The sequence below is a fragment of the Streptomyces sp. NPDC104371 genome, from assembly GCF_055583785.1.
Genome location: NZ_JBVJNF010000004.1, coordinates 518,273 through 543,478 on the forward strand (window position 1 = coordinate 518,273; position 25,206 = coordinate 543,478).

The window sequence follows — 25,206 nt, forward strand, 5'->3', positions numbered from 1 at the left end:
CTGACAACGCCGTCGGTGCTGTGCGTCCGCACCCCGCTGCGCACGCCCGGCTCAAGGGGAACTGACGGCCGCGCGCACCACATCGGGGGCGTTCGTGATGATGCCGTCCACCCCGAACCCGGCCACGCGGCGGGCGTCGTTCGCGGTGTTGACGGTCCAGGCGCAGACCTTCAGCGGTTTGCCGTGCGGGCCGCGGACCGCGTGCAGCGCGGAGACGTAGCGGGCCGAGAGCTTCGGGTACGCCGCGTTGATCTGATCGGCGAACCGTGCGTATGCCGGGAGTTCCGCCGCCTTGGGCGTACCCAGGAACGCGGTCCTGATCCCCGGCCGGAGGGCGTGGACCCTCCGCACACTGGCGGCGCTGAAGCTCTGGACGACCAGCCGGTTCCTGAGGTGTTCGGCGTCGAGCCAGCCCTCGTCGGCCAGCAGCTTGAGGGTGTCGCGCTCGATACCCGGATACAGCTCGGGGCTCTTGATCTCCAGGACGAGCTTCTGATGGTGGCGCGACAACCGCTCCATGTACTGCCGCAGCGTCGGTACGCGCGTGCGTGCGTACCGGGTGCCGAACCAGCGGCCGGCGTCCAGGCGGGCGATCTCCGCGGCGGTGAAGTCCTTCACCCGCCAGGGCGCCCGGTGCGGGAACACGCGCTTGACGTCGGTCGTGCGCTCCAGCGTGTCGTCGTGCATGACGACGAGCCGACCGTCCTTGGTGCGCTGCACGTCGTTCTCGACCCAGCCGATCCCCATGGCGGCGGCCCGGTCGACGGCGGCCAGGGTGTTCTCGGGCGCGTACGCGGAGGCGCCGCGATGGGCGACGACCACCAGACCGTCACCGCCCGCGGCACCCGCGGGGGGCGTCGGCAGCAGGCCGACACCGAGCCCGAAGACCGCGATGGTCGCGACGACGACAACGCGCGCGTGCATGCGTACTCCTTGCGTCAGAACGATGACGTTCAGCATCAGGGTGACAGCAGAGAGTCAAACGGAGCCGGGGAGAAGCGGCCACGGATTTGCCCGGAGTTACCCAAAACTGCGCACAGGCGCCGCACGTGTGGGGCGGGGGCGTGATTCTTTGCCGGAAAATCATTCGACCATTCCGGTGGGGGTCATACTCTCTCGACAACCCTGACCGTCCTCACGGTCCTGGGGACGGGGGCAGTTCCGGAATGCAGAGACGCATCAGGGTGGGAAGGGCGCCGCGCATGCAAGGCACGGTCGACGGCTTCAGATACGGACTCGTCACACCGGTGGTGGCGTACCTCATGGCCTGTCTCGGCGGCGCGCTCGGTCTGCGCTGCGTCACCAGATCGATGCTGGTCACCCACTCCTGGCGGGCCGGCTGGCTCGCCCTCGGCTCGGCCGCGATCGGGTCCGGCATATGGACCACGCACTTCGTCGCCATGGCGGGGTTCAGCGTCGAACAGACCGCTGTCCACTACGACCGGGCGATCATGTTCGCCGGTCTCGGCGTCGCCGTCCTCATGGTCGGTATCGGCGTCTTCATCGTCGGCTACCGGGGAGCCACCGGGGTGGCGCTCTTCACCGGCGGCACGATCACCGGACTGGGGATCGCCTCGATGCACTACCTGGGCATGGCCGGGATGCGCCTGAACGGTGTACTCGAGTACAACACCGCCACCGTCGCCGTCTCCGTGGCCGTCGCGGTCGCGTGCGCCACCGCCGCTCTGTGGGCGGCCGGGCAGATCCGCGGGTTCCTGTGGAGCGTCGGCGCGAGCCTCCTCATGGGCCTTGCCGTCAGCGGGATGCACTACACGGGCATGGCCGCCGTCAGCGTCCACCTGCACACCGTCGCCGCCGACGCCCCCGGCGGCGACTCGCCCGCCGCCCTGCTCGCCCCGCTGATGATCGGCCCGCTCGCCTTCCTGTGCCTGGCCGGCGTCGTCGTGCTGTTCGACCCGCTGATGGTCATGGGCAAGCCCGCCTGGACCCCCGTGGAGCGCAAGCCCGGTGTCCCGGCCCATCCCGAGGCCACCCACGGCGGACGGCGCCCGGTGTCCCGAGCCCGTCGGCGCACTGCGCCCCGGCGCGTGCGCACCCCGCAGAGCCGGTGATCCGTCCCCGTTGTCAGTGCGGCGCCGTACGGTGGATGACATGCGGCCCGTTTCACAGATCGAACGCACGGTGGCGCCCTTCGAGGTCGTCAGTCCCTATCGGCCGAGCGGTGACCAGCCCACGGCCATCGCCGAGCTGGAGCAGCGCATCCGCGCGGGAGAGAAGGACGTCGTCCTGCTCGGCGCGACCGGCACCGGCAAGTCCGCCACCACCGCGTGGATGATCGAGAAGCTCCAGCGCCCCACCCTGGTGATGGCGCCGAACAAGACGCTGGCCGCCCAGTTGGCCAACGAGTTCCGCGAGCTGTTGCCGAACAACGCCGTCGAGTACTTCGTCTCGTACTACGACTACTACCAACCCGAGGCATACGTCCCGCAGTCGGACACCTACATCGAGAAGGACTCCTCGATCAACGAGGAGGTGGAGCGGCTGCGCCACTCCGCGACCAACTCGCTGCTCACCCGCCGGGACGTCGTCGTGGTCGCCTCGGTCTCCTGCATCTACGGCCTCGGTACTCCCCAGGAGTACGTGGACCGTATGGTCAACCTCAACGTCGGCGACGAGATCGACCGCGACGAGCTGCTGCGCCGCTTCGTCGACATCCAGTACACGCGCAACGACGTGGCGTTCGCGCGCGGAACGTTCCGGGTGCGCGGCGACACCATCGAGATCTTCCCGGTCTACGAGGAGCTGGCCGTCCGCATCGAGATGTTCGGTGACGAGATCGAGGCCCTCTCCACGCTCCACCCGCTCACCGGCGAGGTCATCAGCGACGACCAGCAGCTCTACGTCTTCCCGGCCTCCCACTACATCGCGGGACCCGAGCGCATGGACCGAGCCGTCAGAGGCATCGAGCAGGAGCTGGACCAGCGCCTGGCCGAGCTGAAGAAGCAGGGCAAGCTCCTGGAGGAGCAGCGCCTGAGGATGCGGACGACCTACGACATCGAGATGCTCCGCCAGATCGGCACGTGCTCGGGCGTGGAGAACTACTCGATGCACTTCGACGACCGTGCGCCCGGCTCCCCGCCGAACACCCTGCTCGACTACTTCCCGGACGACTTCCTGCTCGTCATCGACGAGTCGCACGTGACCGTGCCCCAGATCGGCGCGATGTACGAGGGCGACGCCTCCCGTAAGCGCACCCTCGTGGAGCACGGCTTCCGGTTGCCCTCCGCCCTGGACAACCGTCCGCTGAAGTGGGAGGAGTTCCAGGAGCGCATCGGTCAGACGGTGTACCTCTCGGCGACCCCCGGACAGTACGAACTCTCGCGCTCGGACGGCCAGGTCGAGCAGATCATCCGCCCCACCGGCCTGATCGATCCCGAGGTCGTGGTCAAGCCCACCGAGGGCCAGATCGACGACCTGGTGCACGAGATCCGCAAGCGCACCGAGAAGGACGAGCGCGTCCTGGTCACCACCCTCACCAAGAAGATGGCCGAGGACCTCACCGACTACTTCCTCGAACTGGGCATCCAGGTGCGCTATCTGCACAGCGACGTGGACACCCTGCGCCGCGTGGAGCTGCTGCGTGAGCTGCGCTCCGGTGAGTACGACGTCCTGGTCGGCATCAACCTCCTCCGCGAGGGCCTCGACCTGCCCGAGGTCTCCCTCGTGGCGATCCTCGACGCCGACAAGGAAGGCTTCCTGCGCTCGGGCACCTCGCTGATCCAGACCATCGGCCGGGCCGCGCGCAATGTCTCCGGGCAGGTCCACATGTACGCCGACAAGATCACCCCGGCGATGGAGAAGGCCATCGACGAGACCAACCGCCGCCGTGAGAAGCAGGTCGCGTACAACACCGCGAACGGCATCGATCCGCAGCCGCTCCGCAAGAAGATCAACGACATCGTGGCGCAGATCGCCCGCGAGGACATCGACACGGAGCAATTGCTCGGTACCGGGTACCGCAAGGCGAAGGACACCAAGGGCGCCAAGGCCCCCGTGCCCGCGGGCAGCGGCAGGGCGGCCAAGGGCGGCAAGGACACGAAGGCCAAGGAGACGGTCCCGACCGACCGTCCGGCGGCCGAACTCGCCGGGCAGATCGAGGAGTTGACGGAACGGATGCGCGCCGCCGCGGCGGACCTGCAGTTCGAGATCGCGGCACGGCTGCGCGACGAGGTCTCCGAGATGAAGAAGGAACTGCGCCAGATGAAGGAAGCGGGCCTGGCCTGACGACGCGGCCGGATCCCGAAGGCGCATGCGGTGTGTTGCAAGAACGCCACAATGCACGGGCCGGGGTTCGGCACTGTCAGTGCCGCTGCGTAGGGTTCTGATAGCCGCGGAGTCCGCGACCAACTGGGGACCGCTCGAGAGGGGAACAGCGCGTGACCGTCAACTTGACCAAGGGTCAGGCCATCAGTCTGCAGAAGAACGACGGGGGCACGCTGAGCGCGGTGCGCATGGGGCTCGGCTGGCAAGCCGCCCCCCGGCGCGGCCTGTTCGGCTCGCGCACCCGTGAGATCGACCTCGACGCCTCCGCCGTGCTGTTCGCGGACAAGCAGCCCGTGGACGTGGTCTTCTTCCGTCATCTGGTCAGCGACGACGGCTCGGTGCGCCACACCGGGGACAACCTCGTCGGCGGCGTGGGCCAGGGCGGCGACGACGAGGCGATCCTCGTCGACCTCCAGCGCATCCCGGTCCACATCGACCAGATCGTCTTCACCGTGAACTCCTTCACGGGCCAGACGTTCCAGGAGGTGCAGAACGCGTTCTGCCGCCTCGTCGACGAGACCAACGGCCAGGAGCTGGCCCGCTACACGCTGGCGGGCGGCGGTCCGTACACGGCGCAGATCATGGCCAAGGTGCACCGCACGGGCACGGGATGGACGATGACGGCCCTGGGCACCGCCGCCAACGGCCGTACCTTCCAGGACCTGATGCCGGCGATCCTGCCCCATCTGTAGGAGGCCGGGTACACCAGAGCGACGCAGGGGGGACGAGACGATGACGGCCGAGCTGGTCCGGGGGCAGAACCATCCGCTGCCCCGGACCCGACTCGAGATCCGGGTGTCGGCCGGCGAGCCGGTCGTGGCGGGGGCCACGCTCAGCGACGACCGGGGCGCGGTGCGCGGTGTCGATTGGGTGGCCCATCCGGGTACGCCCGTACTGCCGGGCCTGGAGGTGTCCAGGCAGGCCGCGGCCGATCACCGGCTGGCGTTCGATCTGGACGCCCTGCCGCAGGGCGTCGACCGGGTCACGGTGCTGCTCGCCCTGCCGCAGGGGACCGGCGGCCCGGTCCGGTTCGGCGTCCTCGCCGCGCCCTTCGTCGCGGTCACCGGCCTGGACGGCTCGGAGGTGGCCAGCTACACCATCACCGGCCTGGACTCCGAGTCCGCCGTCATCGCGCTCGAGCTCTACCGCAGACAGGACGCCTGGAAGGTGCGCGCGGTCGGCCAGGGCTATGCGGGAGGCCTCGCCGCGCTCCTCGCCGACCAGGGCCTGCCCGAGGCCGCGCACCTCGCGGACAGCATCCATGAAGCGGTGGTCCAGGGCCTGGCCCGCTCGGTCGCCCCGCCCCCGCCACGCGTACCCGAAGCCGACCGCGCGCGGCAGGCGGCGGCCCCCGGCGCACCCCAGGGATCCCTGGACCCCGAACCGCCGCGCCAGGAGCCGCCCGTCGCGCCGCAGCAGGCATCTCCCTACGACGTCGGCGCGCCGGACGTCGGTGCGTCACTCACCTCCGGCGGCCCGATCGACTACACCCACCCCGGCCGACGGGGCGCCGCGCCGCCGCCCCCGCCGACCGCCGCCCCGGCCCCGCCCGGAGCGCCCGTCCAGCCCGTCGCGGGCGACGCGACTGGGTGGTCCATGGAGGAGCGGCTCTACAACCAGGTCTGGGGCATGTTCGAGGATCTGGCGCGCACGGTGGCGGCGTACCGCAGCGCCGTGGACTTCGCGGACTCGCGCAGGGAACAGGAGCTGGACAAGATCCTGTCCGACCCGCGCAGCCGTATCGGCGGGCAGGGCGACGCCGCCCGCGAGGCGGCCGAGGCCAAGCACGACCAACTCGTCAATCAGGCCAGGGCCGCGCTCGACCGGGACCTCACCCAGCTCATCGCCGAGGCCGAGGTCGTCGAGCCCGCGCTGTCCCCGGCCGTCGCGCGCTGGGACAACCCCGTCTGGCACAGCTATCGGGTGCCGATGGAGATCCCCATGGCCGTGCGCCTCGGTGATCTGCATCTGCCCGAGAGCGAGAGCCTGCGCGTCCCCATGCTGGTCAGGCTGCCGCTGGAGCGCGGACTGTGGATCGACAGCGGTCGCTCGCCTGTCACGGGCGCGCTCGTCGACTCCGATGAGTCACGCCGTCTCGCGCTGACCACGGCCGTGGCGCATGCGGCGCGGCTGCTCGCCGTCTACCCGCCCGGCGAGTTCTCGGTCCACGTCATCGACGCCTCCGGCTCTGGCGCCCCGGCGCTCGCACCCCTGGTGCAGTCCGGTGTGCTCGCCGCCGCGCCCGCTGTCGGGGCCGCGGGGGTGGCCGATGCGCTGACCCGGCTCACGCGGCGCGTCGACCTGGTGCAGATGGCGGTGCGCGCCGGCGCACCCGACTCGTTGCCACCCGACCTCGACACGGCGGAACACCTCCTGATCGTCAACGACTTCCCGCACGGCTTCGACGACCGGGCGGTCACTCAGTTGCGCTACCTCGCGGACGAGGGCCCGGCCGTCGGTGTCCATCTGATGATGGTCGCCGACCGGGAGGACGCGGCTGCCTACGGACCGCTGCTGGACCCGCTCTGGCGCTCGCTGCTGCGCCTCACCCCCGTGCCCGACGATCACCTCGCGGACCCCTGGGTGGGGCATGCCTGGACGTACGAGCCGCCGCAGGTTCCGCCGGGCAGCCAGGTGCTTCAGCAGGTGCTCACCCAGGTCGGTCAGGCCCGGCGCTCCTGGAACCGCTGACCGAGCAAGGTCAACCTCAAGGGTGAGTAAAGCGTTCTGAACAGGGGACTTGGTATTTCCTTTGCCAAGCTCTTTACCTTCTCTTGGTGATTCGGGTAGTCTTGTGCGCACGGAGGGGAGCCATGAGCCGCCCGCGCCGTGCGTTCGGCGCGGGCGGGAGAAGCCTCCAGTGGAAACGACCGTGACGTACTGCCGGAGGCAAACCGTGGATGTTCCCGTGACCCTGTGGGCCCCGATGACCGTGGACCCTGCCGCCCTGATCGCCGACCATGACCGGCCCGGAATGCGGCCCGGAATGCGGTCTGGAATGCGTTGGCTGTCCGTGTCTGTCAGGATCGCAACATGATCGTTCGGCTCTGGTCACTCGCTTCGCGGTGGACAGCCGTGGTGCCGGTGGTCGCGGTCGTCATGCTGATCTTCACCTGGGGGAGGGAACTGCCGGGCGCGCTGGTCGCTGTGGTGACGGTGCTCCTCGCAGGAGCCGTGCTGTCGGCGGTGCACCACGCCGAAGTGGTCGCGCACCGCGTGGGTGAGCCCTTCGGCTCGCTCGTGCTCGCCATCGCCGTCACGATCATCGAGGTGGCGCTCATCGTCACCCTCATGCTGGACGGCGGCGACAAGAGCGCGACGCTGGCCCGCGACACGGTCTTCGCGGCCGTGATGATCACGTGCAACGGCGTCGTCGGCTTCAGCCTGCTGGTCGCCTCCCTGCGCCACAAGACCGCGGTCTTCAACCCCGAGGGCACCGGCGCCGCCCTCGCCACCGTCGCGACGCTGGCCTCCCTCAGCCTGGTACTGCCGACCTTCACCACGAGCAAGCCCGGCCCGGAGTTCTCCCCGGCGCAACTGACCTTCGCCGCCATCTCCTCACTGGTGCTGTACGGCCTCTTCGTGACGACCCAGACCGTGCGCCACCGTGACTACTTCCTCCCGATCACCCGGCAGGGCGAGGTGATCCGCGCGGACGACCATGCCGAGGCACCGTCCACGCGCACCGCGGTAGCCAGTCTGGCCCTGCTCGCCATCGCCCTCGTCGGAGTCGTCGGACTCGCCAAAGGCGTCTCACCCACCATCGAGAGCGGGGTGATAGCCGCCGGTATGCCGCCCGCGGTCGTCGGTGTGATCATCGCGCTGCTGGTGCTGCTGCCCGAGACGATCGCCGCCGTGCGAGCGGCGCGCCGCGACCGGGTGCAGACGAGCCTCAACCTCGCCCTCGGCTCCGCGATGGCCAGCATCGGCCTGACCATCCCCGCCGTCGCGCTGGCGTCCCTGTGGCTGTCCGGACCGCTCGTGCTCGGCCTCGGCCCGCTGCATATGGTGCTGCTCGCCCTGACCATCGTCGTCAGCTCCCTGACGGTGGTGCCAGGACGCGCGACCCCCCTTCAGGGAGGCGTTCATATGGTGCTGTTCGCGGCCTACCTGGAGCTGGCCGTCAACCCGTAGACGGCGTGGCCTCCGGGACCGCGGCGGCAGCGGGGCGGGTCTCCGGCAGCAGTGCGAAGCAGCCCAGGCTGAGCAGGGCCATGGCCGTCAGATAGGCGCCGACACCCCAGGGCACCCGGCCGCCGTGCGCGGCCAGGGTGGTGGCCACGATCGGAGTGAGGGCGCCGCCGAGCACCCCGCCGAGGTTGTAGCCCACGGCCGCGCCCGTGCAGCGCAGCCGAGGCTCGTACAGCTCCGGCAGATACGCGGCGATCACGGCGAACATCATGAGGAGGGCGAGCATGGCTCCGAGGAAGCCCAGGAACATCAGCAGGGGCTCACCCGTCGCGAACAGCGCGATCATCGGGAACGTCCACAGGACGACACCGGCACAGCCCGCCAGACACAGGGGCCGCCGCCCGTAGCGGTCGCCGAGGAGCGCCGGCAGCGGGGTCAGGGCTCCCGTCACGACGACGGTGGCCATGACGCAGGTCAGCATGACCGGACGGCTCACCCCGAGCCGCTCCGTCGCGTACGCCAGGGACCAGGTCGTCACGGTGTAGAAGACCGCGTACCCGACCGCGAGGGCACCTGCCGTCAGCAGGACCAGCCGCCAGTGGCCGCGCACGACCTCGGCGAGCGGCACGCGCGCGTGGTCGTCGATCTCCAGGAAGCGCGGGCTCTCAGTGAGCGAGCTGCGCAGCCACAGTCCCGCCGCCGCGAGCACACCCGCCCCCCAGAACGGAACACGCCATCCCCAGGAGGCGAACTGTGCGTCCGACAGCGTCGCCGACAGCCCCAGCACCACGCTGTTGGCCAGCAGGAAGCCGAGCGGCGGGCCGATCTGCGGAAAGCTCGACCACAGCACGCGCCGTCCGGGCGGGGCGTGCTCCGTGGCCAGCAGGACCGCGCCGCCCCACTCGCCGCCCAGCCCGAGCCCCTGGAGGAAGCGCAGGACGAGCAGGAGGACGGGAGCGGCCACGCCGATCGTGTCGTACGTCGGTACACAGCCGACCGCCACGGTCGCGGTGCCGGTCAGCAGCAGGGAGGCGACGAGGACCGGTCGGCGCCCCCGCCGGTCCCCGATGTGGCCGAAGAGTGCCGAGCCGAGCGGGCGCGCGACGAACCCGACCGCGAAGGTCCCGAAGGCCGCCAGCGTGCCGGCCACCGGCGAGACCGTCGGGAAGAACAGCGGGCCGAGGACCAGAGCGGCAGCGGTCCCGTAGACGTAGAAGTCGTAGAACTCGATGGCCGTCCCGGTGAGCGAGGCGGCGGCGAGCCGGAGCAAGGAAGGAGTCCTTACGGTGCGTACATCGTGCATGCCGCGTCAACTACCCACCGTGATCGGCGATTACGGGGGCGTGCGGAGGCTCGGCGCGGGCGAGTCGGCGGGCGGGCGTGCGCCCGGATCAGTACGTCACGGTGATACGCCGGGCGGGACCGTCCACGCGTACGGTGCCGCCATAGGGGATGACGACCTGGGGATCGGTGTGTCCGAGGTCCACGTCGAAGACGACCATGGTGTCGGGAGCGTAGGTCTTCAGGGCGCGCAGGACGGCCTCCCGCTGCTCCGCCGCGTAACGGGCGCCCTCCTCCGGGCTGGTGGGCCGGTCGAACGACGAGGTCTTCGGGCGGCCCATAAGCAGGGCGGGGAAGCGCTGGAGCAGCCCGCGCTCGCCCATGCCGCGCAGGGTGCGGAAGACGTCCTCGCCGCTCGGCATCTCCTCGGACGTCTCCAGGAAGAGCACGGCGCCGTCGTAGACGGCCGTATCGCGGGCGATCTCCCGGTCAGCCATGAGCAGCATGCCGAGGACCTCCAGACAGCCGCCCCAACTGCGGCCCTCGACCACCCGGTTCGCGTTCAGCCAGGTCCAGCCCGAGCCGGGCCGGGTCTCCGGCTCCACGTCGAAGGTGGCCGGATCTCTCCAGTCCCGGTCCATGTCGCGCCAGCGGTCGGCCGGCCTCACCTCGTACTCCCCGGAGGTGAAGAGCGCGGCCCGCAGGGACTCGGCGGAGAGCGGCGCCATGGCGCCGGGGCGGCCGAACTCGCACATGACGCTGCCGCCGTGATAGCTCACCATGCCCGTGTTCCACAGGAAGGCGTGCAGGTTGGTGTTGTCGCTGTACCCGAAGAACGGCTTGGGGTGGGCGCGTATAAACTCCCGGTCCAGCAGCGGCAGTACGGTGATCTGGTCGTCCCCGCCGATCGAGGCGATCACGGCCTTGACGGTCGGGTCGGCGAACGCCGCGTGCAGATCGTCCGCCCGCTCCTGCGGGGTCGCCCCCATCTTCCGTGTCGTCGGATACTCGACGACCTCGAGGCCGAACTCGGTGCGCAGGCGATCGAGGCCCAACTCGTAGGGGAGCGGCAGGATGCCGGGGAGTCCGGCGGCGGGTGAGACGACGGCGACCTGGTCGCCGGGCACGGGCTTGGGCGGGTACGTGAGGTGCGTCATGGCCAGAGGCTAGTGGCCGTCAACTTGTCGACGCATCGTGATAAACCAGGGGCTGTTGTGCAGCGGTCCGCCCCGGGCCGGCAGACCCGAACGGACCGGAGGAACCGTGCCCCGCACCCTCGCCGATGCCCCGATCATGATTCTCAACGGCCCCAATCTGAACCTCCTCGGGCAGCGTCAGCCGGACATCTACGGCTCCGACACGCTCGCGGACATCGAGGCCCTGTGTGTGAAGGCGGTGGCTGCGTACGGAGGTTCGGTGGACTTCCGGCAGTCCAACCACGAGGGCGAGTTGGTGGACTGGATCCACGAAGCGCGGCTGCACCACGCCGGGATCGTGATCAACCCGGCCGCCTACTCGCACACATCCGTCGCGATCCTCGACGCGCTCAACACCTGTGACGGACTGCCGGTGGTGGAGGTCCACATCTCCAACATCCATCAGCGTGAGCAGTTCCGGCACCACTCGTACGTCTCCCTGCGCGCCGACGGGGTCATCGCCGGGTGCGGGGTGCAGGGGTACGCGTTCGCGGTGGAGCGGGTCGCGACGCTGGCGGGCGCGGCGCGGACGGAGGCGTGAGGTCCGAGGTGTGAGGACCGAGGCGTGAAACCCGGGGCGTGCGGCCCCGGGGTGCTCACCACCCTCGCGCGCGCCACTCCGGCAGATGCGGTCGCTCCGCGCCCAGCGTGGTGTCGTTGCCGTGTCCGGGATAGACCCAGGTCTCGTCCGGAAGCACGTCGAAGATCTTCGTCTCGACGTCACGGATCAGGCTGGCGAAGGCCTCGGGGTCCTTGTGTGTGTTGCCCACACCGCCCGGGAAGAGGCAGTCCCCGGTGAACACATGGGCGTGGCCGTGCGGGTCGTCGTAGACGAGGGCGATCGAACCCGGGGTGTGGCCCACCAGATGGCGCGCGATGAGTTCCACGCGCCCCACGCGGATCGTGTCGCCGTCGTCGACCGGGACATCGGTCGGTACGGGGATGCCCGCGGCGTCGTCGCGTCCGGCGTACGTACGCGCGTGGGTGGCCGCCACGACCTCGGCGAGTGCCTGCCAGTGGTCGCCGTGCCGATGGGTGGTGACGACGGACGCGATGCCGTCGTCACCGATCATGCCCAGCAGCGTCCCCGCGTCGTTGGCCGCGTCGATCAGCAACTGCTCGTCGGTGGCCCGACAGCGCAGCAGATAGGCGTTGTTGTCCATCGGGCCGACCGCGATCTTCGTGATCATCAGGTCTTGCAGCTCGTGCACATCGGCAGGGCCGCCGACCTTCACCGCTCCGCTGTACGTCATGACGGCAGCCTATAGCGGGGGACGGGGCGCCCGTCGGCTAGAGCGGGGGAAGCGTCGGCAGCGGTCCGCCCCCGGCCTTCAGCGCGGTTCCGTCGCGGCGGCCCGCGAGCCAGCCGAGCAGCTCGGGCGCGGCCCCGCGCACGGCGACCGAGCCGCCCTCGGCGCCGCCGCCGGTCGTCCAGACCTGGTCGCCGGTGGCGGCCAGTCCGATCGTGGGCAGGTCCTTGTGCCCGCTGAACCGCGCGGCCAGGAAGTCGATCTCCCGCAGGACGAACTCCTCGGGAAGATCCTCCAGCTCGTATCCGATCCCGAGATCGACGTGGTGCAGCGCGACCTCGGCCCACCGCCGGAACGGCACGCGGGCCGCCGCGTCCGTGATGCCGTTGCGCAGCTCCACCGTGCGCGTCCAGTCCGCGGGAGCCGCCCCCGCCGCCTGGAACCGCGCCGCGCTCTCGCGCAGGTCGGCGAGCTGGACGTCCAGGGGGCGCGAGGCGTCCCGCTCGATGTCCGCGTCGCGGGCCTGCGCGGAGGTGTACATGGGACGTCCCTCGAGGACGTTCACGAGCGCGTCCGCGTTACGCGCGAGGTGAGCGAGGACATGGCCGCGGGTCCAGCCGGGCAGCCGTGACGATTCGGCCGACGCCGCGTTGTCCAGTTCGCCGACTGCGAGGAGCAGTCGTTCGGTCGCGGCATGTACAGAGGCCAGGTCGCGCGCGTGATCAATCATGACGCCGACCCTAGCCTCACCACTCCTTCGGGTGAAGGATTCCGAGCAGGCCCGCAAATCGAATGCACGTGCTATATGGTCGGGTCCGGCGTCGGGCATGCTGGATGGCCGGGGAGTGTTGTGAACCTCAGGAATCCGACCGGCGTTGTCAGTGGCTCCCCCTAGTCTGGGAAAGACGGGGGCCTCGCCCCTGTCGCTTCTCTCAAGAAAGGTGCGGACCGGCGTGGCCGACCGTCTCATCATCCGTGGCGCGCGCGAGCACAATCTGAAGAATGTCTCGCTCGACCTGCCACGTGACTCGCTCATCGTCTTCACGGGCCTGTCGGGGTCGGGCAAGTCCTCGCTGGCTTTCGACACGATCTTCGCCGAGGGCCAGCGGCGTTACGTCGAGTCGCTGTCCTCGTACGCGCGGCAGTTCCTCGGACAGATGGACAAGCCGGACGTCGACTTCATCGAGGGTCTCTCCCCGGCGGTCTCCATCGACCAGAAGTCGACCTCGCGCAACCCGCGCTCGACGGTCGGCACGATCACCGAGGTCTACGACTACCTGCGGCTGCTCTTCGCGCGCATCGGCAAGCCGCACTGCCCCGAGTGCGCTCGCCCGATCTCGCGCCAGTCGCCGCAGGCCATCGTGGACAGGGTGCTGGAACTGCCGGAGGGCAGCCGCTTCCAGGTGCTCTCGCCGCTCGTGCGGGAGCGCAAGGGCGAGTTCGTCGACCTCTTCGCCGACCTCCAGACCAAGGGCTACAGCCGCGCGCGGGTGGACGGCGAGACGATCCAGCTCTCCCATCCGCCCACGCTGAAGAAGCAGGAGAAGCACACCATCGAGGTGGTCATCGACCGCCTCACGGTCAAGGACTCCGCCAAGCGCCGTCTGACCGACTCCGTGGAGACCGCGCTCGGCCTGTCCGGCGGCATGGTCGTGCTCGACTTCGTCGACCTCCCCGAGGACGACCCCGAGCGCGAGCGCATGTACTCCGAGCATCTCTACTGCCCGTACGACGATCTGTCCTTCGAGGAGCTGGAGCCCCGCTCCTTCTCCTTCAACTCGCCCTTCGGCGCCTGCCCCGACTGCACGGGTATCGGCACGCGCATGGAGGTCGACCCCGAACTGATCGTGCCCGACGAGGAGAAGAGCCTCGACGAGGGCGCCATCCACCCCTGGTCGCACGGACACACCAAGGACTACTTCGGCCGCCTCGTCGGCGCTCTCGCGGACGCGCTGGGGTTCCGTACCGACATCCCCTTCGCGGGACTGCCGCAGCGCGCCAAGAAGGCGCTGCTCCAGGGCCACAAGACGCAGATCGAGGTCCGCTACCGCAACCGGTACGGGCGCGAGCGCGTCTACACGACGGCCTTCGAAGGCGCCGTCCCCTTCGTGAAGCGGCGGCACAGCGAGGCCGAGAGCGACGCCAGCCGGGAGCGCTTCGAGGGCTATATGCGCGAGGTCCCCTGCCCCACGTGCGAGGGCACGCGCCTCAAGCCGATCGTCCTCGCGGTCACGCTCATGGAGAAGTCGATCGCCGAGATCTCCGCGATGTCGATCAGCGACTGCGCGGACTTCCTGCGGGGGCTGAAGCTCGACGCCCGGGACAAGAAGATCGCCGAGCGGGTCCTGAAGGAGGTCAACGAACGGCTGCGGTTCCTGGTCGACGTCGGCCTGGACTATCTGTCGCTGAACCGCGCGGCGGGCACGCTCTCCGGCGGTGAGGCCCAGCGCATCCGCCTGGCCACACAGATCGGCTCGGGCCTCGTCGGTGTGCTCTACGTCCTCGACGAGCCGTCCATCGGCCTGCACCAGCGGGACAACCACCGGCTGATCGAGACCCTGGTCCGGCTGCGCGACATGGGCAACACGCTCATCGTCGTGGAGCACGACGAGGACACCATCAAGGTCGCCGACTGGGTGGTCGACATCGGCCCCGGCGCGGGCGAGCACGGCGGCAAGGTCGTGCACAGCGGCTCCATGAAGGGGCTGCTCGCCAACAGCGAGTCGCAGACCGGTCAGTATCTGTCGGGCAAGAAGTCGATCCCGCTGCCGGACATCCGGCGCCCGCGCGACGCCTCCCGGCAGCTCACCGTGCACGGCGCGCGCGAGAACAACCTCCAGGACATCGACGTGTCCTTCCCGCTGGGCTTGTTCACGGCCGTCACCGGCGTGTCCGGATCCGGCAAGTCGACGCTGGTCAACGACATCCTGTACACGCACCTGGCCCGAGAGCTGAACGGCGCGAGGAACGTTCCCGGGCGGCACACGCGCGTGGACGGCGACGACCTGGTCGACAAGGTCGTGCATGTCGACCAGTCGCCCATCGGCCGCACGCCCCGGTCCAACCCGGCGACGTACACGGGCGTGTTCGACCATGTCCGCAGGCTGTTCGCGGAGACGACCGAGGCGAAGGTCCGGGGCTATCTGCCCGGCCGCTTCTCCTTCAACGTCAAGGGCGGTCGCTGCGAGAACTGCGCGGGCGACGGCACGATCAAGATCGAGATGAACTTCCTCCCGGACGTGTACGTCCCGTGCGAGGTCTGCCACGGCGCCCGCTACAACCGGGAGACGCTGGAGGTCCACTACAAGGGCAAGTCCATCGCCGAGGTCCTGAACATGCCGATCGAGGAGGCGATGCACTTCTTCGAGGCCGTTCCGGCGATCGCCCGCCATCTGCGGACGCTCAACGACGTCGGCCTCGGCTATGTCCGCCTCGGCCAGGCCGCGACCACGCTCTCCGGTGGTGAGGCCCAGCGCGTCAAGCTCGCCAGCGAGTTGCAGAAGCGCTCCACCGGCCGCACGGTCTACGTGCTGGACGAGCCGACCACCGGTCTGCACTTCGAGGACATCAGCAAGCTCCTCAAGGTGCTCGCCGGCCTGGTCGACAAGGGCAACACGGTCATCGTCATCGAGCACAACCTCGACGTCATCAAGGTCGCCGACTGGGTCGTCGACATGGGACCCGAGGGCGGTGCGGGCGGCGGCCTCGTGGTCGCCGAGGGCACGCCCGAGGAGGTGGCCGCGGTCCCGACCAGCCACACGGGCAAGTTCCTGCGCGAGATCCTCGGCGCCGATCGCGTCAGCGACGCGGCCCCGGTGAAGTCCCCGCGCGGGACGACGGCCCGCAAGGCGGTCGCGGCCGCGTCGACGGCGAAGAAGACGGCCACGGTGAAGACCACCGCGGTGAAGACGGCCGCGGCGAAGAAGACCGCCGTGAAGAAGGCCGCGGTGAAGAAGACCGAGGTGAAGACCGCCAACAACACGGCGACCAAGAAGGCTGCCGGTACGACGAAGAAGGCGGCAGCCGCGAAGACCACGCGGGCGCGCAAGGCCTGACGCCGGAAGAACCGTCGAGCGAGCGGCGTCCCAGGGGGAACTCCCCGTGGGGCGCCGCTCGTCGCTGTGTCAGCCGCCCTGCCCCTGCGCGTCGGTGAACTGAAGATCCAGTTGGACCTTGACCACATCACCGAGCAGCCCGGCCCCGAAGTCCAGCCCGAAGTCACTGCGCCGGATCTCGCCCGTCGCCTCGAACCCGGCACGCCTCCTCCCGTCCACGGGAGAGTCCACCAGCCCGCCGAACCCGACGGCGAACGTCACCGGACGCGTCACGCCCCCGAGGGTCATCTCCCCTTCCATCGACCAGTCCGCGCCCTCACCGCGGATCCTGGTCGAGCGGAACGTCATCGTCGGACGCCGCTCGACATCGAGGAGTCCGGTGCCGCGGAGGTGCGCGTCACGGTCGGGGTTCCCGGTGTCGAGGGAGGCGAGAGCGATCTCCGCGCTCACCACCACGTCGGCGGCTGTCCCCCCGACGTACAGGTCCGCGGTCGCCACGGTGAAGCGCCCCCGCACCTTGGCGATCCCGAGATGGCGGACGGTGAAGCCGACGGACGAACAGAGCGGGTCGAGCGCCCAGACGCCGGGGGACAGGGGGAGCGCGGGGGCGGCGGTGGTCTCCGGGGAGATGTCCTGAGTCATGCGTCCACCGTCCGGGAAGCGGGGAACGGCGGGGGAGACCACGCCGACGCCGGGAGCGACACGGCCACGATCAGCCCACAGCGCGTTGGTACGTTCGATTCAGAGCGTGTCCTCGGACCGGCCGGGCCACCCCTGGGTGGCGCGCGGCGTCACGGGCCCGTCAGCTCGGCCGCGTACGGCGGCTCCGCACCGGCCCGGGAACAGGTGATCGCCGCGGCGCTGGCGGCGAAGCGCAGCAGATCCGTCCAGCCGTCGGCGCCCAGACCGGCCATCGCCGCCAGGGAGAGCGCGCCGCGGGCGGCCAGTCCGTGCAGCAGGGCCGCGTTCACCGTGTCCCCGGCTCCGATCGTGTCCACGACCTCGACCCGCACCCCCGGTACGGAGTACTCCGCCCCGTCACGGGTGAAGGCCGTCAGCCCGTCGCCGCCATGGGTGATCACCACGGCCGAGGGGCCTGCCTCCAGCCACGCGCGCGGGGTGCCGCCCAGCCACTCCGCGTCCTCCGCGGAGAGCTTGAGCAGGGACACCGAGGGCAGCCAGCGCCTGAAGCGGGCCCGATAGGCGTCGGCGTCCGGGATCAGCCCCGCGCGGATGTTCGGGTCGAGCGCCGTGAACACGCCCTGTGCGGCGGCGTCGCGCATCAGCTCCTCGTACGCGCCGGCCCCCGGTTCCAGGACGAGCGAGCAGGTGCCGAAGGACACCGCGCGGGTGCCGTCGGGAAGGCCCGCGGGGGCGGTGAACAGCCGGTCGGCGGTGCCCTCGACGTAGAAGGAGTACGCGGCCGAGCCGTTCTCGTCGAGCGTGGCGAGGGCCAGGGTGGTCGGCTCGGGGCCCCGCTGCACGGCCGAGACGTCCACGCCCGCCTCGCGCAGCCCGGCGAGCAGGGCCTCCCCGAAGGCGTCGCAGGAGGTGCGGGAGCAGAAGGCGGTGGGGGAGCCGAGGCGGCCGAGCGCGACGGCGGTGTTGTACGGGCCGCCGCCCGGCACCGGCCGCAGCGGCGCGAGGGCGCCCGTGCCCTGGGGGACCAGGTCGATCAGGGCCTCACCGGCGACGACGATCACGAGACGGGTCCCTTCTCGAGAGGGGGCCGGGTGCAGCCGCGGACAGGCCCGCCCTGCTCCTCGACGGGTGGTCGACTCTACGTCCCCGCAGGTGCCCCGCGGCCCCCTGCCCCGGCCCCCGGCGGCGAATGCGCCCCCGGTATCGTCGCTGTACGCCGCCGCTTCGGCGAGCACCGGACCCGACCAGTGGAGACCTCATGTCCACCCGACCCTCCGCGACCCGTCGTACCGTCCTGCGTGGGGCGGCGCTCGCCCCGGTCGCCGGGCTCGCCATCACGGCCTGCTCGCCCGGTGAGAGCGGCGCGCCCGCCCTGCCGACCGCCCCGGTCGACCTGGGCGCCGAGAACGAGGTGCCCAAGGGCGGGGCCAAGCTCTACGAGGACGCGAACGTCGTCGTGAGCCGGGCCGCGGACGGCTCCCTGAAGGCGTACAGCACCATCTGCACGCACGGTGGCTGCCCCATCAACAAGCTGTCGGGCACGACCCTTGTCTGCCCCTGCCACCACAGCCGCTTCGAGGCCACCACGGGCAAGGTCCTCCAGACACCGGCCACGGTGCCGCTGACCGAGCTGACCGTAGCGGTGAAGAACGGCAAGATCATGGCGGGCCCGGCGGCCTGACGTCCCGGGAGCGCGCCCCGCAGAGCGCTCCCACCCCTCGGCCGACGAACGCCCTGGTGACGAACGCCCTGGTCGAGACGAGCGCGTCCCCTCGACTTGTCCACAGGCCCGCGCAGGCCCGCTCATGCCTTGTCCACAGGCTCGCCGCGCTGTCGGCCCCCGCCAGTAGGGTGTGAGACATGGCCGATCCCTCCAGCTACCGCCCCGCCTCGGGACAGATCCCGGACTCCCCCGGGGTCTACAAGTTCCGGGACGAGCACCGCCGGGTGATCTACGTCGGAAAGGCGAAGAGCCTGCGCCAGCGGCTGGCGAACTACTTCCAGGACCTGGCGAACCTCCACCCGCGCACGCGCACCATGGTCACCACGGCCGCGTCCGTGGAGTGGACCGTGGTGTCCACGGAGGTCGAGGCGCTCCAGCTCGAGTACACCTGGATCAAGGAGTTCGACCCCCGGTTCAACGTCAAGTACCGCGACGACAAGAGCTACCCGTACCTCGCGGTGACGATGAACGAGGAGATCCCGCGGGTCCAGGTGATGCGCGGTCACAAGCGCAAGGGCGTGCGGTACTTCGGGCCGTACGGACACGCCTGGGCCATCCGCGACACGGTCGACCTGCTCCTGCGTGTGTTCCCCGTGCGCACGTGCTCCGCCGGTGTCCTCAAGAACGCCGCCCGCACCGGCCGCCCCTGTCTGCTCGGCTACATCGGCAAGTGCTCCGCGCCCTGCGTCGGCCGTATCTCCCCCGAGGACCACCGCGAACTGGCCGAGGACTTCTGCGCCTTCATGGCCGGCCGTACGGGAACGTACCTGCGCCGCCTGGAGCACCGGATGCGCGAGGCGGCCGAGGAGATGGAGTACGAGCGGGCCGCCCGGCTGCGCGACGACATCGAGGCCCTGAAGAAGGCCATGGAGAAGAGCGCGGTCGTGCTCACCGACGCGACCGACGCCGACTTCATCGCCGTCGCCGAGGACGAGCTGGAAGCGGCCGTACAGATCTTCCACGTGCGCGGCGGACGCATCCGCGGCCAGCGCGGCTGGGTCACCGACAAGGTGGAGGACGTCACCACGGGCGCCCTCGTCGAGCACGCCCTCCAGCAGCTCTACGGCGAGGAGACCGGCGACTCCGTGCCCAGGGAGGTCCTCGTCCCGGCCCTGCCCGACCCCATAGAGCCCGTACAGGACTGGCTCACCGGCCGCCGCGGGGCGGGCGTGTCGCTGCGCATCCCGCAGCGCGGTGACAAGAAGGCCCTGATGGAGACCGTGCAGCGCAACGCCCAGCAGGCCCTCGCGCTGCACAAGACCAAGCGCGCCTCCGACCTGACCACGCGCTCGCGCGCCCTGGAGGAGATCGCCGGGGCCCTGGACCTGGACAGCGTCCCGCTCCGGATCGAGTGCTACGACATCTCGCATCTCCAGGGCGAGGACGTGGTGGCCTCCATGGTCGTCTTCGAGGACGGGCTCCAGCGCAAGAGCGAGTACCGCCGCTTCCAGATCAAGGGCTTCGAGGGCCAGGACGACGTCCGGTCTATGCGCGAGGTGATCACCCGCCGCTTCAAGCGCTACCTCGCCGAGAAGGAGAAGACGGGGGAGTGGGCGCAGGAGCAGGCCCTGACGGAGGACGACGGGCGGCCCAAGCGGTTCGCCTACCCGCCGCAGCTCGTCGTGGTGGACGGCGGCCAGCCGCAGGTCGCGGCGGCCAAGCGGGCGCTGGACGAGCTGGGCCTCGACGACATCGCCGTCTGCGGTCTCGCCAAGCGCCTGGAGGAGGTCTGGCTGCCGGACGACGACGACCCGGTGGTCCTGCCCCGCACCAGTGAGGGCCTGTATCTGCTCCAGCGGGTCCGGGACGAGGCCCACCGCTTCGCGATCACCTACCAGCGGGCCAAGCGCGCCAAGCGCATCCGTACGAGCCCGCTGGACGACGTCCCCGGCCTCGGTGACACGCGCAAACAGGCGTTGATCAAGCACTTCGGCTCGGTGCGCAAGCTGCGATCCGCGACAATCGACCAGATCCAGGAGGTTCCCGGCATCGGCCGCAAGACGGCCGAGACCATCGCCGTGGCCCTCGCCCAAGCGGCCCCGGCCGCACCCGCCGTGAACACGGCGACCGGAGAGATCATGGAAGAGGAGGAGCCCGGGGCGACGCCGGGTTCCTCAGGGGAGCCCGTGACCGCGGGCGTCCCGGACGAACGACGGGGGCAGGACACATGACCGAGCACGACCGGAGCGCGGAACAACGCTCAGCACAGGACCGGCCGCCCGAGCAGGAAGCGGGCGAGGACCGTACACAGCAGGCGGTCCAGGAAAACGGAGAACAGGTGAGTATCGAAGCACCCGGGGTTCCTGAATCGGCCATCCCCGAGTTGGTGATCATCTCCGGCATGTCCGGGGCCGGCCGCTCGACGGCCGCCAAGTGCCTGGAGGACCTCGGCTGGTTCGTCGTCGACAACCTGCCACCCGCGCTGATCCCCACCATGGTGGAGCTGGGCGCGCGGTCGCAGGGCAATGTCGCCCGGATCGCGGTCGTCGTCGACGTGCGCGGCCGGCGCTTCTTCGACAACCTGCGCGAGTCCCTCGCCGACCTGGAGGCGAAGCACGTCACCCGGCGGATCGTCTTCCTGGAGTCCTCCGAGGAAGCCCTGGTACGCCGCTTCGAGTCCGTCCGCCGTCCGCACCCCCTCCAGGGCGACGGCCGGATCGTCGACGGCATCGCCGCCGAGCGGGAACTCCTGCGCGAGCTGCGCGGCGACGCCGACCTCGTGATCGACACCTCCAGCCTCAACGTGCACGAACTGCGCGCCAAGATGGACGCCCAGTTCGCCGGTGAGGAGGAGCCGGAGCTGCGGGCCACCGTCATGTCCTTCGGCTTCAAGTACGGCCTCCCGGTCGACGCCGACCTGGTCGCCGACATGCGCTTCCTGCCCAACCCGCACTGGGTCCCGGAGCTGCGCCCCTACACCGGCCTCAACGAGGAGGTGGCGGCGTACGTCTTCAACCAGCCCGGCGCCAAGGAGTTCCTCGACCGGTACGCCGAGCTGCTCCGGCTCGTCGCGGCCGGCTACCGCCGCGAGGGCAAGCGCTATGTGACCATCGCCATCGGCTGCACGGGCGGCAAGCACCGCTCGGTGGCCACCTCGGAGAAGCTCGCCGCGCGCCTGGCCGCGGAGGGCGTGGAGACCGTGGTCGTGCACCGGGACATGGGGCGCGAGTGACCGGAAGAACGCTGCGGCTGCGGCGGCTGCGCCGGGCGGTGCCCGAGGGATGCGGCGGCCGGCCCGCCGAGGCCCGCGGCGGCCGGGTGCGCCGCCGCGGCACCCAGCCCAAGGTGGTCGCCCTCGGCGGCGGCAGGGGCCTGTCCTCCTCGCTCGCCGCGCTGCGCCGTATCACCGGCGACCTCACCGCCGTCGTCACCGTGGCGGACGACGGCGGCTCCAGCGGACGCCTGCGCGACGAGCTGGGCGTGCTCCCGCCGGGCGACCTGCGCAAGGCGCTGGCCGCACTGTGCGGTGACGACGACTGGGGCCAGACCTGGGCCCGGGTCATCCAGCACCGCTTCCAGTCCCAGGGCGATCTGCACGACCACGCGGTCGGCAATCTGCTGATCGTCGCCCTGTGGGAGCAGCTCGGCGACCCCGTCCAGGCCCTCGACCTGGTCGGCAGGCTGCTCGGCGCCCATGGCCGGGTCCTGCCCATGTCCGCCGTGCCGCTGGAGCTCCAGGCGCTGGTCAAGGGCCACGACCCGGAGCACCCGGAGGAGACCAGCACGGTACGCGGCCAGGCGACGGTCGCGCTCACCCCCGGCGAGGTGCAGTCCGTGCACGTCGTGCCGCACGACCCGCCCGCCGTCCCCGAGGCCGTCGCCGCGGTCCTGGACGCCGACTGGGTGGTCCTCGGACCCGGCTCCTGGTTCTCCTCGGTGATCCCGCATCTGCTCGTGCCCGAACTGCTCGACGCCCTCATGGAGACGAAGGCGCGCCGGGTGCTGTCCTTGAACCTCGCCCCTCAGCCCGGAGAGACGGACGGCTTCTCCCCGCAGCGTCATTTGGAGGTTTTGGGACGACACGCCCCTAAACTCGCCCTGGACGTGGTGCTGGCCGATCAGGCCGCCGTGCCCGACGGCGCCTTGCTGGAAGAGGCCGCCAAGCGGTTCGGAGCCGCGGTCGAGCTGGCGCCGGTGGCCCGTACCGACGGAACCCCGCGGCACGACCCAGAGCTGTTGGCCGCCGCGTACGACCGTATTTTTCGGATGCATGGAAGGATCGGCCCATGGCGATGACGGCAGCGGTGAAGGACGAGATCTCCCGGCTTCCCGTCACCCGGACCTGCTGCAGAAAGGCGGAGGTCTCGGCGATCCTGCGGTTCGCGGGCGGGCTGCACCTGGTCAGCGGCCGCATCGTGATCGAGGCGGAGCTGGACACGGCGATGGCGGCCCGGCGGCTCAAGCGGGACATCCTGGAGATCTTCGGCCACAGCTCCGAACTGATCGTGATGGCGCCCGGCGGTCTGCGCCGCGGCTCGCGCTATGTGGTGCGCGTGGTCGCGGGCGGTGACCAACTGGCTCGCCAGACCGGTCTGGTCGACGGACGGGGCCGTCCGATCCGCGGCCTGCCCCCGCAGGTGGTCTCGGGGGCCACCTGTGACGCCGAGGCGGCCTGGCGCGGCGCGTTCCTGGCGCACGGCTCGCTGACGGAGCCCGGCCGCTCGTCCTCCCTCGAAGTCACCTGCCCCGGCCCCGAGGCCGCGCTCGCCCTGGTCGGCGCCGCCCGTCGGCTGTCGATCGCCGCGAAGGCCCGCGAGGTACGGGGCGTGGACCGCGTCGTCGTGCGGGACGGGGACGCGATCGGCGCCCTGCTCACCCGCCTGGGCGCGCACGAGTCCGTGCTGGCCTGGGAGGAGCGGCGGATGCGCCGCGAGGTCCGCGCCACGGCGAACCGCCTCGCCAACTTCGACGACGCCAATCTGCGCCGCTCGGCCCGCGCGGCCGTCGCCGCCGGAGCCCGGGTCGCGCGCGCCCTGGAGATCCTCGGCGAGGACGTGCCCGAGCATCTCGCGGCGGCCGGGCGGCTGCGCATGGAGCACAAGCAGGCCTCCCTGGAGGAGCTGGGCGCCCTCGCCGACCCACCGCTGACGAAGGACGCGGTCGCGGGCCGTATCCGCCGACTGCTGGCGATGGCCGACAAGCGGGCCACGGACCTCGGCATCCCGGGCACGGAGTCCAACCTCACCGAGGAGATGGCGGACAACCTGGCGGGATGACGCGCCGGACCCGCGCGGAACGCGGCGCGCGCCCGGCCTCCGGGCCCGTGGAGTCGGCGGCGGTCAACGGCGGTTGTCCGGTGTCGCCGGATCGGGTGGCAAGGCCTCCACCTGTGCGGTCCGTACCCCTACCGGCGGGTACGGGCCGCACTGTTGTGTATGACCGTCTACGTCACCTCGTGAGCTTCAGAAGAGTAGGGTCGTAGGCGGTCGGGGACATCCCATACACCTCGCCGGCGTCGATCACCGGCGTACCTAACGAGGAGATCGGTTTCGTGACGATCCGCGTAGGCATCAACGGCTTTGGCCGCATCGGTCGCAACTACTTCCGCGCACTGCTGGAGCAGGGCGCGGACATCGAGATCGTGGCTGTCAACGACCTGGGTGACACCGCGACCACCGCTCATCTGCTGAAGTACGACACCATCCTGGGGCGGCTGAAGCAGGAGGTCTCCCACACCGCCGACACGATCACCGTGGACGGCCACACCATCAAGGTGCTGTCCGAGCGCGACCCGGCCCAAATCCCCTGGGGCGAGCTGGGAGTTGACATCGTTGTCGAGTCGACCGGTGTCTTCACCAAGCGCGAGGACGCCGCGAAGCATCTCGCGGGCGGCGCGAAGAAGGTCCTCATCTCGGCCCCGGGCAAGAACGAGGACATCACCGTCGTGATGGGTGTCAACCAGGACCAGTACGACCCGGCGAAGCACCACGTCATCTCCAACGCCTCGTGCACCACCAACTGCGTGGCGCCGCTGGCCAAGGTGCTCGACGAGAACTTCGGCATCGTCAGGGGCCTGATGACGACGGTGCACGCGTACACCAACGACCAGCGCATCCTGGACTTCCCGCACCGGGACCTGCGTCGCGCCCGCGCCGCCGCCGAGAACATCATCCCGACCACCACCGGCGCCGCCAAGGCCACCGCCCTGGTCCTGCCGCAGCTCAAGGGCAAGCTGGACGGCATGGCCATGCGCGTCCCGGTCCCGACCGGCTCGGTCACCGACCTGGTCGTCGAACTCAGCCGCGAGGTCACCAAGGAAGAGGTCAACGCCGCCTTCCAGAAGGCCTCCGAGGGTGAGCTGAAGGGCCTTCTCGACTACACCGAGGACCCGATCGTCTCCTCGGACATCGTCAGCAGCCCGATGTCCTGCACCTTCGACTCCTCCCTGACCATGGTCCAGGAAGGCAAGAACGTGAAGGTCATCGGCTGGTACGACAACGAATGGGGCTACTCCCACCGCCTCGTCGACCTGACGGTCTTCGTCGGCAACCACCTCTGATCACCGAACCGGGCACGTCGATGTGAGGCAGGGCTCGGGCAGCGCGCGACCGCGTTGTCCGAGCCCTGCCTCACATGCGGACCGACCGCCCCTCGTACGATCAAGAGCCCCCTCCCCAGGAGCCCCTCCCCCAGGAGTCCCCTCT

General features: G+C 70.5%; 20 protein-coding genes. 13 read left to right on the top strand and 7 right to left on the bottom strand.

Going from position 1 to position 25,206, the window contains the following annotated elements; translation table 11 throughout:
• Positions 1-51: 51 nt before the first annotated feature.
• Positions 52-924, bottom strand: coding sequence for a glycerophosphodiester phosphodiesterase (locus ACZ60T_RS16445; RefSeq protein ID WP_365620557.1), 873 nt, complete (start codon positions 922-924; stop codon positions 52-54).
• Positions 925-1,202: 278 nt separating this feature from the next.
• On the opposite strand from ACZ60T_RS16445, the gene ACZ60T_RS16450 reads away from it, so the two are divergent.
• The 5 genes from ACZ60T_RS16450 to ACZ60T_RS16470 all read left to right on the top strand — a co-directional run bounded on the left by ACZ60T_RS16450 (position 1,203) and on the right by ACZ60T_RS16470 (position 8,418).
• On the top strand, positions 1,203-2,072 hold the full coding sequence (locus ACZ60T_RS16450; RefSeq protein WP_365620560.1) for an MHYT domain-containing protein: 870 nt from the start codon (positions 1,203-1,205) through the stop codon (positions 2,070-2,072).
• A 40-nt stretch (positions 2,073-2,112) separates the two neighbouring features.
• Positions 2,113-4,245, top strand: coding sequence for an excinuclease ABC subunit UvrB (gene uvrB, locus ACZ60T_RS16455; protein ID WP_469666466.1), 2,133 nt, complete (start codon positions 2,113-2,115; stop codon positions 4,243-4,245).
• A 152-nt stretch (positions 4,246-4,397) separates the two neighbouring features.
• Positions 4,398-4,976, top strand: a complete 579-nt coding sequence (locus tag ACZ60T_RS16460) for a TerD family protein (RefSeq protein ID WP_365620566.1) — start codon at positions 4,398-4,400, stop codon at positions 4,974-4,976.
• 40 nt (positions 4,977-5,016) lie between these two features.
• Positions 5,017-6,975 carry a TerD family protein gene (locus ACZ60T_RS16465; RefSeq protein WP_469666467.1) on the top strand — a complete coding sequence of 653 codons (1,959 nt, stop codon included), beginning with the start codon at positions 5,017-5,019 and terminating at the stop codon, positions 6,973-6,975.
• Between the two features lie 342 nt (positions 6,976-7,317).
• Positions 7,318-8,418, top strand: a complete 1,101-nt coding sequence (locus tag ACZ60T_RS16470; RefSeq protein ID WP_469666468.1) for a calcium:cation antiporter — start codon at positions 7,318-7,320, stop codon at positions 8,416-8,418.
• On the opposite strand, the gene ACZ60T_RS16475 is transcribed toward ACZ60T_RS16470, so the two are convergent.
• Positions 8,408-9,718, bottom strand: coding sequence for an MFS transporter (locus ACZ60T_RS16475; RefSeq protein ID WP_469666470.1), 1,311 nt, complete (start codon positions 9,716-9,718; stop codon positions 8,408-8,410). The genes ACZ60T_RS16470 and ACZ60T_RS16475 overlap by 11 nt on opposite strands.
• Before the next feature lie 88 nt (positions 9,719-9,806).
• On the bottom strand, positions 9,807-10,853 hold the full coding sequence (locus ACZ60T_RS16480) for a S66 family peptidase (RefSeq protein ID WP_469666471.1): 1,047 nt from the start codon (positions 10,851-10,853) through the stop codon (positions 9,807-9,809).
• Between the two features lie 106 nt (positions 10,854-10,959).
• Between ACZ60T_RS16480 and aroQ the strand changes: the two genes are divergently transcribed.
• Positions 10,960-11,433, top strand: coding sequence for a type II 3-dehydroquinate dehydratase (gene aroQ / locus ACZ60T_RS16485; RefSeq protein WP_365620581.1), 474 nt, complete (start codon positions 10,960-10,962; stop codon positions 11,431-11,433).
• A gap of 55 nt (positions 11,434-11,488) precedes the next feature.
• Here the strand turns inward: aroQ and ACZ60T_RS16490 are convergent, their stop codons facing one another.
• Complete coding sequence (locus ACZ60T_RS16490) at positions 11,489-12,145, bottom strand: MBL fold metallo-hydrolase (RefSeq protein WP_469666472.1); 657 nt, start codon at positions 12,143-12,145, stop codon at positions 11,489-11,491.
• 37 nt (positions 12,146-12,182) lie between these two features.
• Positions 12,183-12,872: a maleylpyruvate isomerase family mycothiol-dependent enzyme gene (locus ACZ60T_RS16495; protein ID WP_469666473.1), complete on the bottom strand. Its 690-nt coding sequence runs from the start codon at positions 12,870-12,872 to the stop codon at positions 12,183-12,185.
• 223 nt (positions 12,873-13,095) lie between these two features.
• Here ACZ60T_RS16495 and uvrA point away from each other — a divergent pair, with 223 nt between their 5' ends.
• Positions 13,096-16,197 (top strand): excinuclease ABC subunit UvrA, encoded by a 3,102-nt coding sequence (gene uvrA / locus ACZ60T_RS16500; protein ID WP_469666475.1) that lies wholly within the window; start codon positions 13,096-13,098, stop codon positions 16,195-16,197.
• Positions 16,198-16,266: 69 nt separating this feature from the next.
• Here the strand turns inward: uvrA and ACZ60T_RS16505 are convergent, their stop codons facing one another.
• Both ACZ60T_RS16505 and ACZ60T_RS16510 read right to left on the bottom strand, forming a co-directional pair.
• Positions 16,267-16,839: a YceI family protein gene (locus ACZ60T_RS16505; RefSeq protein ID WP_469666476.1), complete on the bottom strand. Its 573-nt coding sequence runs from the start codon at positions 16,837-16,839 to the stop codon at positions 16,267-16,269.
• 149 nt (positions 16,840-16,988) lie between these two features.
• A complete protein-coding gene (locus tag ACZ60T_RS16510) occupies positions 16,989-17,900 on the bottom strand; it encodes a carbohydrate kinase family protein (protein WP_469666477.1) in 912 nt (303 codons plus the stop codon).
• Between the two features lie 197 nt (positions 17,901-18,097).
• Here ACZ60T_RS16510 and ACZ60T_RS16515 point away from each other — a divergent pair, with 197 nt between their 5' ends.
• The 6 genes from ACZ60T_RS16515 to gap all read left to right on the top strand — a co-directional run bounded on the left by ACZ60T_RS16515 (position 18,098) and on the right by gap (position 25,061).
• Positions 18,098-18,520, top strand: a complete 423-nt coding sequence (locus ACZ60T_RS16515; RefSeq protein ID WP_365620603.1) for a Rieske (2Fe-2S) protein — start codon at positions 18,098-18,100, stop codon at positions 18,518-18,520.
• A gap of 179 nt (positions 18,521-18,699) precedes the next feature.
• Positions 18,700-20,733, top strand: a complete 2,034-nt coding sequence (uvrC, locus tag ACZ60T_RS16520; RefSeq protein ID WP_469666478.1) for an excinuclease ABC subunit UvrC — start codon at positions 18,700-18,702, stop codon at positions 20,731-20,733.
• Complete coding sequence (rapZ, locus tag ACZ60T_RS16525; RefSeq protein ID WP_365620609.1) at positions 20,730-21,734, top strand: RNase adapter RapZ; 1,005 nt, start codon at positions 20,730-20,732, stop codon at positions 21,732-21,734. The genes uvrC and rapZ overlap by 4 nt, the downstream gene beginning before the upstream one ends.
• A complete protein-coding gene (locus ACZ60T_RS16530) occupies positions 21,731-22,798 on the top strand; it encodes a gluconeogenesis factor YvcK family protein (protein WP_469666479.1) in 1,068 nt (355 codons plus the stop codon). Before rapZ ends, ACZ60T_RS16530 begins: the two co-directional genes overlap by 4 nt.
• Positions 22,789-23,778, top strand: coding sequence for a DNA-binding protein WhiA (whiA, locus tag ACZ60T_RS16535; protein ID WP_365620615.1), 990 nt, complete (start codon positions 22,789-22,791; stop codon positions 23,776-23,778). Before ACZ60T_RS16530 ends, whiA begins: the two co-directional genes overlap by 10 nt.
• A gap of 275 nt (positions 23,779-24,053) precedes the next feature.
• Entirely contained in the window at positions 24,054-25,061 is a 1,008-nt protein-coding gene (gap, locus tag ACZ60T_RS16540) for a type I glyceraldehyde-3-phosphate dehydrogenase (protein ID WP_469666480.1), read from the top strand.
• The last annotated feature ends 145 nt before the right edge of the window (positions 25,062-25,206 follow it).

What these genes read in the sequence shown, in the direction of transcription:
- ACZ60T_RS16445 (WP_365620557.1), bottom strand. Translation starts at nt 924, where the DNA reads ATGCACGCGCGCGTTGTCGTCGTCGCGACCATCGCGGTCTTCGGGCTC.
- ACZ60T_RS16470 (WP_469666468.1), top strand. Translation starts at nt 7,318, where the DNA reads ATGATCGTTCGGCTCTGGTCACTCGCTTCGCGGTGGACAGCCGTGGTG.
- ACZ60T_RS16480 (WP_469666471.1), bottom strand. Translation starts at nt 10,853, where the DNA reads ATGACGCACCTCACGTACCCGCCCAAGCCCGTGCCCGGCGACCAGGTC.
- uvrB (WP_469666466.1), top strand. Translation starts at nt 2,113, where the DNA reads ATGCGGCCCGTTTCACAGATCGAACGCACGGTGGCGCCCTTCGAGGTC.
- ACZ60T_RS16495 (WP_469666473.1), bottom strand. Translation starts at nt 12,872, where the DNA reads ATGATTGATCACGCGCGCGACCTGGCCTCTGTACATGCCGCGACCGAA.
- ACZ60T_RS16475 (WP_469666470.1), bottom strand. Translation starts at nt 9,718, where the DNA reads ATGCACGATGTACGCACCGTAAGGACTCCTTCCTTGCTCCGGCTCGCC.
- ACZ60T_RS16515 (WP_365620603.1), top strand. Translation starts at nt 18,098, where the DNA reads ATGTCCACCCGACCCTCCGCGACCCGTCGTACCGTCCTGCGTGGGGCG.
- whiA (WP_365620615.1), top strand. Translation starts at nt 22,789, where the DNA reads ATGGCGATGACGGCAGCGGTGAAGGACGAGATCTCCCGGCTTCCCGTC.
- rapZ (WP_365620609.1), top strand. Translation starts at nt 20,730, where the DNA reads ATGACCGAGCACGACCGGAGCGCGGAACAACGCTCAGCACAGGACCGG.
- ACZ60T_RS16450 (WP_365620560.1), top strand. Translation starts at nt 1,203, where the DNA reads ATGCAAGGCACGGTCGACGGCTTCAGATACGGACTCGTCACACCGGTG.
- ACZ60T_RS16490 (WP_469666472.1), bottom strand. Translation starts at nt 12,145, where the DNA reads ATGACGTACAGCGGAGCGGTGAAGGTCGGCGGCCCTGCCGATGTGCAC.
- uvrC (WP_469666478.1), top strand. Translation starts at nt 18,700, where the DNA reads ATGGCCGATCCCTCCAGCTACCGCCCCGCCTCGGGACAGATCCCGGAC.
- ACZ60T_RS16505 (WP_469666476.1), bottom strand. Translation starts at nt 16,839, where the DNA reads ATGACTCAGGACATCTCCCCGGAGACCACCGCCGCCCCCGCGCTCCCC.
- ACZ60T_RS16465 (WP_469666467.1), top strand. Translation starts at nt 5,017, where the DNA reads ATGACGGCCGAGCTGGTCCGGGGGCAGAACCATCCGCTGCCCCGGACC.